The organism is Phytopseudomonas daroniae, assembly GCF_004327285.1.
GTDB classification, from domain to species: domain Bacteria; phylum Pseudomonadota; class Gammaproteobacteria; order Pseudomonadales; family Pseudomonadaceae; genus Aquipseudomonas; species Aquipseudomonas daroniae.
This window is the reverse complement of the sequence record NZ_QJUI01000017.1, coordinates 60,007-71,817: the sequence shown is the minus strand read 5'-3', so window position 1 is coordinate 71,817 and position 11,811 is coordinate 60,007. Positions and strand designations below refer to the sequence as shown.

Genomic DNA, 11,811 nt, shown 5'->3' with positions numbered 1-11,811 from the left:
GTTACGGGTCAAATCAAGCTGCCCGCGAGGCGGCGAGCACTTAATAAGGGATTTCTTCCATGAGCCGCCTGAGCGTTCATCATCAGTCCAGCCCCGATATCCCCAACAAGGTGTTGGGGCACATCGAGGACATTACCAGTACGCTGGCTGTGGCCGGTATCGATTTCAGCGTTCTGGAACTCGACGTCAGGTTGCAGGCCGGCGCGGCGCAAGAGGATATCCTCGCCGCGATTGGCGGGCCGCTGGAACAGCTGAAGCGTGATCACGATCTGGGTCACGTGGAGGTGATCAGCATCGACCAGCGCCGCTGGCCAAGGGAAGACGACAAGCCCGTCAGTCCACCGCAGGAAGTCGTTGTGGATAGCACACAGCTCTATCTGTTTCTGGCCGGGCAGGGGCTGTTGAGCCTGCATGTCGGCGAATATGTGTATGCGCTACTGGGTGAGCGCAACGCCCTGGTCTCGGTACCGGCCGGCACCCGCCACTGGTTCGATCTGGGCGAGTTCCCTCATTGTGCGATGGTTCGCTTGTCGGCTGGGATCGCGGCAGAGGGAACGCCGAGCGGCGACGGGATCGCCGCTTCCTTCCCGCGGCTGGAAGACTGAGCCGGAGCTTCAGTCGAACAGCGAAGCCTGCGGCCTGGGTACGGCACCTTCCAGTTCCAGCAGCAGTTGCTTGCGCGGCAGGCCGCCGGCAAAACCGGTCAGACTGCCGTCGCGGCCGATGACCCGGTGGCAGGGGATGATGATGCAGATCGGGTTGGCGCCATTGGCTGCGCCGACGGCGCGTACCGCCTTGGGTCTGTCTATACGCTGTGCCAGGGCGCTGTAGCTGTCGAGGCGACCGAAAGGAATCTCCAGCAAGGCACGCCAGACGGCCTGCTGGAACGGCGTGCCCTGAGGATTGAGTCGCAACTCGAAGCGCTGACGGCGGCCGCTGAAGTATTCGTCGAGCTGGCGGCTGGCAGCATCCAGTGCGGAACCTGTATCACGCCAGTTTTCACCGATCTGCCAGGGCGTGCGCTCCACGTCCATGAGCAACTGTTGCAGCCCCTGCTCGTCACCAGCCATGAACAGGCGGCCGATAGGGCTGTCGTGGTAACGGTAGAACATCTCAACCTCCTGAGTAGTTGTGCCAGAGATGGGCCGCCGCATAGGCGCGCCATGGCCGCCAGGCTTCAGCGTGGGCCTGTAGTTGCCGAACATCGATGCCCCCGGCGCCCCAGATCGGCGCTTTCAGCAAACCCAGGTCGCTGGTGGGAAAGGCGTCTGCGTCACCGAAGGCCCGCAGGGCGATGTATTGCGCTGTCCAGGGGCCGATGCCGGGCAGGGCGCACAAGCGTGCGATCAGCTCGCTCGCTCCCTGGCTGATGTCCAGGCGCAAAGCGCCGCTTGCGACCTGAGCGGCGAAGTGCTGCAGGGTCTGCACACGTTTGCCGGGCATGCCGATGCCATCGAGGTTGGCGGCTGCGATGGCGGCGGGTGTCGGGAATAAACGGTCGATGCCGGCTGGTGCGTCCGCCAGGGATTCACCGAGGCGATTGACCAGGCGGCCGGTGATGGTCACCGCTGCCTTGACCGTGACCTGCTGACCGACGATGGCCCGCACGGCCTGTTCGAAGGCATCGAAAGCCGTAGGCAGACGCAAACCGGGATTGCGCGCGAGCATCGGCGCGAGGCGTTCATCTGCCGCGAAGTGGGCGGCGATGATGGCCGGGTCGGCATCCAGATCGAACATGCGGCGTACGCGCCGAGTCAGCTGCGGCATGCAGGCTGTGGCCGAGGCGCTGTAATCGAGCTCCAGCGCATCCCGGTCGAACGGGGCACTGACGCGGAACCAGCCGCTAACGCCATCCAGACGAAAGCTGCGGCAATAACCCCGTTCGCTCAGGCATTCCTGCCCGGTGATGGCGCGTAATTTGAAATGATCGTGGAACTGTTGCCAGCTCCAGGGCGCCTGGTAGGGCAGCAGGATGGTTTTGTTCTGTGTCATGGCGCTGACGATAACCGCAGGACGCTGTCTTGTCAGCGTGGAAAATGACTTTCAAACAGGGCGCCCAGGGCTGCCGGGAAGCTGGCCTTCAGCACGCTGAGAATCCTTATCGACAAAATTTTCACATCCACACGAACACACTCGCGCGCCACCAGTCGCCGTTATTCGAGGTGAGCTGGGCGGCATAAGTCTTTTGTGGATGATCAAGCATGACCCCTACTGCAGTTCAGGGCACACCTCCCAGCACCTCGCATTCCTTCCAGCCGTTACGCAGCCAGTTGCTATTCACTCTGTTCAGCGCCCTGACGTTGTTGGTGATGTACACCGTGCTGCGCGCCGCGTTACTGGCCTACAACCGCGACCTGATCGGCGACACGCCGGTTACGGTGTTCGCTGAAGCCTTCTTCAACGGTTTGCGTTTCGACCTGCGCGTGGTGGTGTACGCCTGCGCGCCCTTACTGATCGCCTTGCTCAGCACCCGCGCCATGCTCGCGCGCGGCTGGCAGCGTGTCTGGCTGACCTTCTTCGCCAGCGTGACGCTGTTTCTCGGCCTGGCCGAGCTGGATTTCTACAAGGAATTTCACCAGCGCCTGAACAGCCTGGTGTTCCAGTACCTGCAGGAAGACCAGGCCACCGTGATGGGTATGCTCTGGAACGGTTTTCCGGTGGTGCGCTACCTGATCGTCTGGTTCGTCATCACCGGCCTGTTGTGGTGGATGTTCACGTTGCTGGATCGTGCCAGCCGCGCCAGGACGCCAGTTGGCGCTGCCACCGTACGTCCAAGGGTGGCCTGGTACTGGCGCGTTTCGGTGTTCTTCCTCTGCCTGCTGATCGCGGTGGTCGCCGCTCGTGGCCACTTGCGCCAAGGCCCGCCGCTGCGCTGGGGCGATGCCTACACCACCGAGTCGATGTTCGCCAACCAGTTGGGCCTGAACGGTACGCTGACGCTGTTCACAGCCGCCCAGGCCAGCTTCGGCCCGCATCGCGACAACACCTGGCAGTCGACCATGGAAGACGACCAGGCCCGGCAGATCACCCGTGACATGCTGCTGACCCAGGATGACGAGCTGGTCGATGCCGACAGTGCCGCTATCCGCCGCGTCTACACGCCACCCGCCGACGGCACGCTGCCGATCCGCAACGTGGTAGTCATCCTGATGGAGAGCTTCGCCGGGCATTCCGTCGGAGCCCTCGGCGCGCCGGGCAATATCACCCCTTATTTCGACAAGCTGAGCCAGGAAGGGCTGTTGTTCGACCGCTTCTTCTCCAATGGCACCCATACCCATCAGGGCATGTTCGCCACCATGGCCTGTTTTCCCAATCTGCCGGGCTTCGAGTACCTCATGCGTACGCCGGAAGGCGCCCACAAGTTCTCCGGGCTGCCGCAGCTGCTTGGCGGCCGTGGTTTCGACAACCTGTACGTCTATAACGGCAATTTCCAGTGGGACAACCAGTCCGGCTTCTTCAGTAACCAGGGCATGACCAACTTCATTGGTCGTGAAGATTTCGTCGACCCGGTGTTCATGGATCCCACCTGGGGCGTTTCCGATCAGGACATGTTCGACCGTGGCGCGCTGGAGCTGAAGACCCATTACGGCGACAAGCCGTTCTATGCACTGTTGCAGACGCTGTCCAACCACACGCCTTACGCCTTGCCCAGGGATCTGCCGGTAGAGCCGGTGCTGATCGATGGCCGGGAAAACCTGCACCGCACTGCGATGCGCTATTCGGATTGGGCGCTTGGGCAGTTCTTCGAGAAGGCGCGCACGGAGCCTTACTTCAAGGAGACCCTGTTCGTGGTGGTAGGTGACCATGGTTTTGGTGGCTTCGATCAGGTCACCGAGATGGATCTGCAACGTTTCAACGTGCCGTTGCTGTTGATCGCGCCCGGTATCCAGGAGAAGTTCGGCAAGGTCAGCCATACCGTTGGTACTCAGGTCGACATCGTACCGACCATCATGGGGCGCCTCGGCGGCGAGGTACGCCACCAGTGCTGGGGGCGTGATCTGCTCAATCTGCCTGAAGGCGATGGCGGCATCGGGGTGATCAAGCCATCGGGCGGTGACCAGACGGTGGCTATCGTCACGCCCGATCAGGTGTTGGTGCAGCCCAAGGGCTTCGAACCGCGCCTGTATCGCTACAGTCTGGGTGCCAAGCCGATTGCCGAGCGCATCGAAGGGCCGGTCGATGAAGCGTTGAAGAAGCGTCTCGAAGGTTTTCTGCAAACAGCTACCAAGAGCCTGCTGGATAACACTGCTGGCGTGGTGGATGGCATGCCCGATAAGCCATAGTGGATGGGGCTCCTACATACGATCACTAGGAGCCGTGCTCCCGTGGCGATTGGTGGCCACACCGCGAGTTAGGCTGCATATCAGCAATCGAATCGCCCCGGGGCGGGGCTCCTACGCGCGGGGCGAGACGAATCAGCGCCTCGCCTTATCGTCACTTCAACTGCAGCCTTCCACATAGAAAACGGCGGGCGGCATGCCGATTCGCCAGCGGGTTACCAGACCGTTGGGATCGGTCTCGAAAACCAGGCGGGCTTCGCTGTCGATGAAGGGCTTGACGATAAAATCGCTGGCACCTTCGACGTACTTGTGCGGTTGTTCTTCGAAGTGGCCGGGGAAGGTGGCGCGAATCTGCTGGGCGCTGCTGCCGACCTGCAAACCTCGTGGTGCCTTACGTTCGCGCGTATCGATGTCGTAACGTACGAAAATCCCGTTCTCCAGCATGAACGAGATACCGAAGCCATCGGCTGGCCGCGGATCCTGGAACAGCTGACGACAGGTGTCGGAGGTGCCACCCCCGTCGCGCAGAGAACCCTTCCAGGCCGCACGTACCGCGGTTTCATCACTGCCGAAGCGAGCGCTGGCGAAACCGCTGAACGGGCTGAGATCCTCTTTTTCCTGCAGTTTTGGCGGGCTGCTCTGGGTGGCGGAGGCGGTCTTGGCGGGGATCTTGTCGGCGTCACTGCAGGCGCTGAGCGCCAGGATGCCGGTCATCAGAACTGTGGAAATGAAAAGCGTGCGTTTCGCCATGAAATCCAACCTTCGTCTCGAATGGGAACGGCCGCATACGGCTGCGACCGGATCTGTCTGGCATGAGACCGGCTGGAGTGGGCGCTTGCGCGCTTTGGCTTTGAAATGGAGTGGCCCGCTGCGGATGCGGGCCACTCGTTACGGCCTCATGCTGCGTGGTGTTTGGCCGCGTTATCGGGGAAAAGATCCCGCCCGTTATCGAGATACTGATCGACCAGCCATTTGCCATGGGCAATGGAGGCGTGTTGGGCCTTGTCCAGGTCTTCGAGAAAGGCTCCGTTCATCGGCAGAGCCATACGTCGGGTGGTACGTCCGTCCGGCGCGGTAATCCGGCAGCCGCCGGCCCATGGAGTCGGAATACCCGGATGCTCCATGACCTCGGCACTGATGCGGTGGTCGCGGTGGGTGCACTGTAGCGTACTCATAAGTGATACCTCGTGTAGTCTGGCCCGCAGAGGCTGCACGACGATCCCTGATCGAAACACACCGGCAAGCGGGCGTTGCTTTCATGAATGGGTATAGCATGGCAATGCGACAGGAACGACGCAAGCCGCTGGGCGGTCTATCCTGAGTGGCAGGGCCGACTTCTACGGCCTGCACCGACCATCCAGACCAGGCAAATGGGGAGCCGTTGGTTCGGCGATCCAACCTTTCACCTGATGGAGATCAACGTTATGAGCACAGTCTTGCACGATGATGTCAGTGGTGGCGTTTTAGGTCGGATGAAAAAAGGAGGGTTCGATTTCGCCAGTGTCCATCCCATCGAGTTCTACGCGATCTTCCCTGATGAAGATGGCGCTTTGAAGGCGACACGCAATTTTCGTGGCGAATCGCTGCATGCCCTGGTGACCGAACGCGATGAGGGTGGGTGGCACCTGCAGGTGAGCAAAGTGATGCATGTCACCTATGCGGGGATAGATGATTTCGAGCAGGACATGGAGGCGGTGGTAGCACCGCTAGGCGGCAAGCTGGATGGCTGGGGTGTCACTCAGGAAGTATCGCTGCCGCATCGCTGATACCCCCATCACCAACAGACCAGCCTCGTGCTGGTCTTTTTTATGGCCTGCCATTCCTGGCGGCCACCCTGCGAGCCGTCGCAAGCGACGTTAAAAATGGCTCCCGGCCATTTTTTATGGTCTGCCATCTTTTAGAAGGCTGCCTCCCAGACCATGGTCACGGGCGTTAGCCGTAGCCTCCTGTTACTTTTTTATTGCGCGTATCGCGCTGCATGCAGGTCGAACTGAACAGAGTGATTCGTGGCTACGCCACGGTTTGGGGCATGGTGCCTGTCTGTCGATTACTGCTCGCCCCTGTTTGGTGCGTTGTCTGCTTTTGTTTGTTTGAAGCGATTGATTTTAAAGGATTAATTTTGATGGCTCGGGCTTTGCTACGGATCATGTAGTCCCGGGTGGCAATGGAGTTCGGCATGGCCCGCACCTTTTATGACGAAATGCACCTGACGGATGGCGCGTGTCGTCCGCATTATCAGGCCTTTGCCCGCTGGCTGGCGGACACGCCACAGGAGTTGCTGGCTCAACGGCGTCGCGAGGCGGATCTTCTCTTTCATCGCGCTGGCATCACTTTCACGCTCTATGGGGACGATCAGGGCACCGAGCGGCTGATTCCTTTCGACATCATTCCACGCAGTATTCCTGCCAGCGAATGGCGCATCGTCGAACGTGGCTGCATCCAGCGGGTGCAGGCATTGAACATGTTTCTCGCCGATCTGTATCACGATCAACGCATCATCAAGGCCGGGCTGATTCCCGCCGAGCAGGTGCTGGCCAACGACGGCTATCAGATGGCGATGCAGGGGCTGAACCTGCACCGCGACCTGTATGCCCATATCGCCGGTGTCGATCTGGTGCGCGATGGCGACGGCACCTATTACGTGCTTGAAGACAACCTGCGTACGCCCAGCGGTGTCAGCTACATGCTCGAAGACCGCAAGATGATGATGCGTCTGTTCCCCGAGCTGTTCGCCAACCAGCGCATCGCGCCGATCGACCACTACCCGAGCCTGCTCCTCGATACCCTGAAGAGCTCCAGCCCATTGGATAATCCGACCGTGGTGGTGCTGACGCCGGGCCGTTTCAACAGCGCCTACTTCGAGCATGCCTTTCTGGCCCGGGAGATGGGCGTGGAACTGGTCGAAGGCGCAGACATGTTCGTGCGCGACGACAAACTGTTCATGCGTACTACCTCCGGCGCCAGGCAGGTCGATGTGGTCTATCGCCGTCTCGACGACGACTTCCTCGATCCACTGGCCTTCAATCCCGATTCGATGCTCGGCGTGCCCGGGCTGCTGTCCACCTACCGTTCCGGCAACGTGGTGCTGGCCAATGCCATTGGCACCGGTGTGGCTGACGACAAGTCGATCTATCCCTATGTCGACGAGATGATCCGCTTCTACCTCGACGAGGAGCCGATCCTCAAGAACGTGCCGACCTGGCAATGCCGCAAGCCCAGCGAACTGTCCCACGTGCTGGCCAACCTCAAGGATCTGGTGGTCAAGGAAACCCAGGGCTCCGGCGGTTACGGCATGCTGGTCGGGCCGGCCGCCAGCAAGGCGGAGATCGAAGCGTTTCGCCTGCGTCTGATCGCCCGGCCGGAAGCGTACATCGCGCAACCGACCCTGTGCCTGTCGACCTGCCCGACCTTCGTCGAAAACGGCATCGCGCCGCGGCATATCGATTTGCGACCCTTCGTGCTGTCCGGGAAGGAAACCCGCCTGGTACCCGGCGGGCTCACACGTGTAGCCCTGCGTGAGGGCTCACTGGTGGTCAACTCGTCGCAAGGCGGCGGTACCAAGGACACCTGGGTGGTGGAGGACTAACAGGGCGCCCTCACGCTAAATGACGGCCGCGCCGCTGCCCCGCAAGGCGCAAGACAAGGAATGAGGAGAGAGATTTGGTTATTCCAAATGAACGACGAATGACGCCGGATTGCGCCTTGCGAGGCGTGGCCCTTCGGGTTGGCGCTGTGAGCCCGCCATGCTGCGTTGCGGGACTTGACGAGGGAGTGGCCATCGCCTGCGTCCCGCGCCTTGCCTGGCAGGCTCACAGCGCCAACGCGGCTCGCCATTTAGCATGAGGGCGCCCTGATTATGCTATCGAGAACTGCCTCCGATCTGTACTGGATGTCCCGCTATCTGGAGCGTGCGGAAAACCTCGCGCGCATGCTGGATGTCAGCTATTCGCTGTCGTTGATGCCGCAGGACGGCCGCCGCGACGGCCTCGATGAGCTGGCGATGCCACTGCTCATCACCGGCACCCTGGAGGAATACCAGGAGCGCCATGGCCCGCTGCACGCCGAGCGCATGCTGCATTTCTTCGCGCTGGATGCGCAGAACCCGGCGAGCATCTACAGTTGCCTGGGTGCTGCACGTAGCAACGCCCATGCGGTACGTGGACGCATCACCGCGGATATGTGGGAGAACATCAACGCCACCTGGCTGGAGATTCGCGGCATCGCCGAGCAGGGCCTGGGCCGTTACGGCATCAGTCGTTTCTGCGAGTGGGTCAAGGAACGCTCGCACCTGTTTCGCGGCGCCACCTTCGGCACCATCGTACGTGGCGAGGCTTATCGGTTCATTCGCCTTGGCACCTTCATCGAGCGAGCCGACAACACCCTGCGCCTGCTCGATTCGCGCTACGAGCTGCTGGGCGAGGACATCGACGAGATCGATGGCCGCCCGGCCCACAGCTACTACCAGTGGAGCGCGTTGCTGCGCGCGCTGTCGTCGTTCGAGGCGTTCGCCGAGGTCTACCGCGGCTCTCCAGGCGCGCGCAAGGTATCCGAATTACTGTTGTTGCGTCCTGAAGTGCCGCGTTCGCTGCGTGCCTGCATGGACGAGTTGTACCTGATGCTCGACAACCTGCCCGGTGAAAACGGCCGCCCGGCACAGCGCCTGGCTGCCGAACTCGACGCGCGGTTGCGTTACACCAGCATCGATGAGGTGCTGGAGGAGGGCCTGCACGCCTGGCTGACTGACTTCATCGGGCAGGTGCACGAACTGGGTCGCGCCATTCACACGTCCTATCTGGAGGTCGCATGAGACTGTCCATCCGCCACAACACCACCTATCACTACGAAGATCAGGTACGTGCCAGCATCCAGTATCTGCGTCTCACACCCCACGACAGCGAGCGCCAGCAGGTACTCAGCTGGCAGTTGGATCTGCCGCGTCCGGTGCGGGCGCAGCGTGACCCGTACGGCAACATCCTGCATGTGCTGACCCTGGACGAGCCGCACGAGTCGATCGTCATTGGCGCCCGTGGCCAGGTGGAGATCGACGAGTCCAGCGACGCCGAGCACGAAAGCCAGTCGGCGCTGCCATTCCTGCGCTTCACGCGCCTGACCGAAGCGGACGAGGCGCTGCGTGATTTTGCCGCCGTGCAATGCGCGCGTCGCCGTGACCGCAACGCCTTGATCGATCTGATGCACGGCCTGAATGGCCATATCAGCTACCTGCCGGGCGTCACCGAGGTGGAAACCAGCGCCGCGCAGGCTTTTGCCGGCCGCCAGGGTGTTTGCCAGGATCATGCGCATGCCTTCATCGCCTGCGCCCGCAGCCTGGGCATTCCGGCGCGCTATGTATCGGGCTACCTGTTCACCGATAGCCGTGATCACCTGGCCAGCCATGCCTGGGCCGAAGCATGGCTGGAGGGCGCCTGGTACAGCTTCGATGTGACCAACTGCCTGGCCAGACCCGAGCGACATCTGAAACTGGCGGTAGGGCTGGATTACCTGGATGCCTGCCCGGTACGCGGCATGCGCCGTGGCGGTGGTGGTGAACGGATGATGGCGCGGGTCGATGTGGAACCGCTGATTGTCGCGCAGGAGCAGTAATCGGGTGAGGGCAGGGATCTGATGCTCTGCCCGCGATCGTGACCTTCGTGCGCTTCTGCGTCGGGCTCCAGGCCCGATAGCGGCATCAAGGATTGGTCGATTGCACTTGTACGACTTGCGACAAGTTGCCTATCCCTCCTAGGATGGGCGTTTTGCCCCGAGGGGAATGGCCATGTTGGCCGAGTTGTTCGCTGTATTGGCGCCGGTGGTCATCGTCGCCGGCATCGGTTATGCCTGGGCCCGCAGCGGCCAGAGCTACCCCACGGATTTCATCGCCCGCCTGGTGCTGTCCATCGGCACGCCAAGCCTGGTGCTGGCGACCCTGAGTCGTACCAACCTCGACCCGCAGGCGTTCACCAGCATGGCTGTGGGGTGTGTGCTGGCTACTGGTTGCATGGGGCTGTTCGGTTGGCTGTTCAGCCGGCTGTTTCGCCAGCAGTGGAAGGTCTTGGTGCCGGCCTTCCTGTTTCCCAACACCGGCAACATGGGGCTGCCAATCAGCCTGTATGCCTTTGGTGAACACGGTCTGGCGCTGGCTGTAGCGTTCTTTCTGACCCTGTCGATTTTCCAGTTCAGCGTAGGTATCGCGCTGTCGGGCAATGCAGCATCGTTTCGGGATCTGCTGCGTAACCCCATCATGATCAGCCTGCTGCTGGCACTGCCAATGATTTTCTTCGACCTGCAACTGCCACGCTGGCTGGGCAATACCGTGAGCCTGCTGGGCGGTATGACGATTCCCTTGATGTTGCTGACCCTGGGTGTCTCGCTCGCCAGCATTCGCCTGCATCACCTCGGTTCCGGGCTGCTGCTTGGCGCGCTGCGCATTCTGCTGGGGGCAGGGGTCGGCTGGGGAGTCGGTGCGGCACTCGCACTGGAGCCGCTGACTCACGCGGTGCTGGTGGTGCAGTCAGCCATGCCGGTCGCGGTGTTCAACTATCTGTTTGCCGTGCGCGCCAATCGTTCGCCCGAACAGGTTGCCAGCCTGGTGCTGTGCTCAACCGTGTTGGCGGTTGGTTTGCTACCGCTGATTCTGGCCTGGTGGATGCCACTGGTGAACTGACAGCGCGCTCAGCCGATCATCCGACTCAGGTTGGGCAGGATCAAAAGCACTGCAGTCGCAAAGAGGATCAGTCCCGCCTGACGGAATTTGGGCTTCTTGAACATGGCCGTTACCTTTTGATTGTTGTCGTGTGGGCCGGTGAGTGCCGTATCCCCCAGCGATCGCCCCAGCAAGACCCGGCGGCGCATGTATTCACTGTAGAGCGGATGTTCTGTTTTTTTATATCAGTTGGTTCCTAGCATAGTGCCTGAGAGTGCCGCACAGTTATGGAACCCTTGGCCGCTTTCGCATACCCCTGCGCCAGACGCCGCGCGGCTTGGTTCATGCCTTGCAATGCTCGTTTACCGTTCGTCAGGATCGGCAAGATCCAAGGGGAAACCCACAAAAAATTGCCGGGAGCAATTTTTGACGTCGCTCCGCGACGGCCCGTAGGGTTGCCGCAAGGGATGGCAGGCAACAAAAAATGGCCGGGAGCTATTTTTGACGTCGCTTGCGACGGCCCGCAGGGTTGCCGCCAGGGATGGCAGGCAACAAAAAACCGGCCAGACGGCCGGTTTTTCGGATTACCTCAGCTCAGTCATCCAACTGCTCGCGGATGACCTTGCCCGACTTGCCGTCGATACGGAATTCATACAGGCGGTTGTCCTGTTTGATGCCTTTGCCTTCCCAGTAACCGTCGTCGTCGGCCTCGATCTTGTGAACCTGGGTAAAGCCAGCCTGCTTGGCGCTGCTCAGGGCTTGTTCGATGCTGATCCAGTCAGCACCAGGACGATCGGCCATGGCGAAACCGGCACTCAGGGCGGCGGCAGCGGTGAGGGCAGTCAGGGTCTTCTTGAGCATCGTAAAACTCCTTTTTCTTCGGGAAGATAC

12 protein-coding genes are annotated in these 11,811 nt (G+C 61.3%); 7 read left to right on the top strand and 5 right to left on the bottom strand.

The annotated features are described in order from the left end of the window. The first annotated feature begins 59 nt into the window (after positions 1–59). Positions 60–605 (top strand): acireductone dioxygenase, encoded by a 546-nt coding sequence (locus DNK06_RS18875; RefSeq protein WP_131181540.1) that lies wholly within the window; start codon positions 60–62, stop codon positions 603–605. A gap of 9 nt (positions 606–614) precedes the next feature. Here the strand turns inward: DNK06_RS18875 and DNK06_RS18870 are convergent, their stop codons facing one another. After that, on the bottom strand, positions 615–1,112 hold the full coding sequence (locus DNK06_RS18870; protein WP_131181539.1) for a methylated-DNA--[protein]-cysteine S-methyltransferase: 498 nt from the start codon (positions 1,110–1,112) through the stop codon (positions 615–617). A gap of 1 nt (position 1,113) precedes the next feature. Then, positions 1,114–1,992: a DNA-3-methyladenine glycosylase family protein gene (locus tag DNK06_RS18865; RefSeq protein ID WP_131181538.1), complete on the bottom strand. Its 879-nt coding sequence runs from the start codon at positions 1,990–1,992 to the stop codon at positions 1,114–1,116. Between the two features lie 209 nt (positions 1,993–2,201). Here DNK06_RS18865 and DNK06_RS18860 point away from each other — a divergent pair, with 209 nt between their 5' ends. Then, positions 2,202–4,283 (top strand): LTA synthase family protein, encoded by a 2,082-nt coding sequence (locus tag DNK06_RS18860; RefSeq protein ID WP_131181537.1) that lies wholly within the window; start codon positions 2,202–2,204, stop codon positions 4,281–4,283. Between the two features lie 156 nt (positions 4,284–4,439). Here the strand turns inward: DNK06_RS18860 and DNK06_RS18855 are convergent, their stop codons facing one another. Beyond that, positions 4,440–5,030, bottom strand: coding sequence for a lectin (locus DNK06_RS18855; RefSeq protein ID WP_131181536.1), 591 nt, complete (start codon positions 5,028–5,030; stop codon positions 4,440–4,442). A 146-nt stretch (positions 5,031–5,176) separates the two neighbouring features. Further along, positions 5,177–5,455, bottom strand: coding sequence for a hypothetical protein (locus tag DNK06_RS18850; protein WP_131181535.1), 279 nt, complete (start codon positions 5,453–5,455; stop codon positions 5,177–5,179). Positions 5,456–5,704: 249 nt separating this feature from the next. Between DNK06_RS18850 and DNK06_RS18845 the strand changes: the two genes are divergently transcribed. The 5 genes from DNK06_RS18845 (at position 5,705) to DNK06_RS18825 (ending at position 10,941) form a co-directional block, all read left to right on the top strand. Then, positions 5,705–6,046, top strand: a complete 342-nt coding sequence (locus DNK06_RS18845) for a ribonuclease E inhibitor RraB (protein ID WP_131181534.1) — start codon at positions 5,705–5,707, stop codon at positions 6,044–6,046. Between the two features lie 410 nt (positions 6,047–6,456). Continuing rightward, the gene (locus DNK06_RS18840; RefSeq protein ID WP_131181533.1) at positions 6,457–7,866 is read left to right on the top strand and encodes a circularly permuted type 2 ATP-grasp protein; all 1,410 of its coding nucleotides are present in this window, start codon (positions 6,457–6,459) and stop codon (positions 7,864–7,866) included. Between the two features lie 270 nt (positions 7,867–8,136). Continuing rightward, entirely contained in the window at positions 8,137–9,087 is a 951-nt protein-coding gene (locus DNK06_RS18835; RefSeq protein WP_131181532.1) for an alpha-E domain-containing protein, read from the top strand. Continuing rightward, the gene (locus DNK06_RS18830; protein WP_131181531.1) at positions 9,084–9,881 is read left to right on the top strand and encodes a transglutaminase family protein; all 798 of its coding nucleotides are present in this window, start codon (positions 9,084–9,086) and stop codon (positions 9,879–9,881) included. The genes DNK06_RS18835 and DNK06_RS18830 overlap by 4 nt, the downstream gene beginning before the upstream one ends. Positions 9,882–10,053: 172 nt before the next feature. Continuing rightward, positions 10,054–10,941, top strand: coding sequence for an AEC family transporter (locus DNK06_RS18825; RefSeq protein ID WP_131181530.1), 888 nt, complete (start codon positions 10,054–10,056; stop codon positions 10,939–10,941). 573 nt (positions 10,942–11,514) lie between these two features. Here DNK06_RS18825 and DNK06_RS18820 read toward each other — a convergent pair. Beyond that, the gene (locus tag DNK06_RS18820) at positions 11,515–11,781 is read right to left on the bottom strand and encodes a PepSY domain-containing protein (RefSeq protein ID WP_131181529.1); all 267 of its coding nucleotides are present in this window, start codon (positions 11,779–11,781) and stop codon (positions 11,515–11,517) included. Positions 11,782–11,811: the final 30 nt, after the last annotated feature.

Bases quoted from the DNA above. Each gene is read 5' to 3' on its own strand.
- DNK06_RS18830 (WP_131181531.1), top strand. From the start codon at position 9,084: ATGAGACTGTCCATCCGCCACAACACCACCTATCACTACGAAGATCAG.
- DNK06_RS18860 (WP_131181537.1), top strand. From the start codon at position 2,202: ATGACCCCTACTGCAGTTCAGGGCACACCTCCCAGCACCTCGCATTCC.
- DNK06_RS18820 (WP_131181529.1), bottom strand. From the start codon at position 11,781: ATGCTCAAGAAGACCCTGACTGCCCTCACCGCTGCCGCCGCCCTGAGT.
- DNK06_RS18870 (WP_131181539.1), bottom strand. From the start codon at position 1,112: ATGTTCTACCGTTACCACGACAGCCCTATCGGCCGCCTGTTCATGGCT.
- DNK06_RS18835 (WP_131181532.1), top strand. From the start codon at position 8,137: ATGCTATCGAGAACTGCCTCCGATCTGTACTGGATGTCCCGCTATCTG.
- DNK06_RS18825 (WP_131181530.1), top strand. From the start codon at position 10,054: ATGTTGGCCGAGTTGTTCGCTGTATTGGCGCCGGTGGTCATCGTCGCC.
- DNK06_RS18855 (WP_131181536.1), bottom strand. From the start codon at position 5,030: ATGGCGAAACGCACGCTTTTCATTTCCACAGTTCTGATGACCGGCATC.
- DNK06_RS18850 (WP_131181535.1), bottom strand. From the start codon at position 5,455: ATGAGTACGCTACAGTGCACCCACCGCGACCACCGCATCAGTGCCGAG.
- DNK06_RS18865 (WP_131181538.1), bottom strand. From the start codon at position 1,992: ATGACACAGAACAAAACCATCCTGCTGCCCTACCAGGCGCCCTGGAGC.
- DNK06_RS18845 (WP_131181534.1), top strand. From the start codon at position 5,705: ATGAGCACAGTCTTGCACGATGATGTCAGTGGTGGCGTTTTAGGTCGG.
- DNK06_RS18840 (WP_131181533.1), top strand. From the start codon at position 6,457: ATGGCCCGCACCTTTTATGACGAAATGCACCTGACGGATGGCGCGTGT.
- DNK06_RS18875 (WP_131181540.1), top strand. From the start codon at position 60: ATGAGCCGCCTGAGCGTTCATCATCAGTCCAGCCCCGATATCCCCAAC.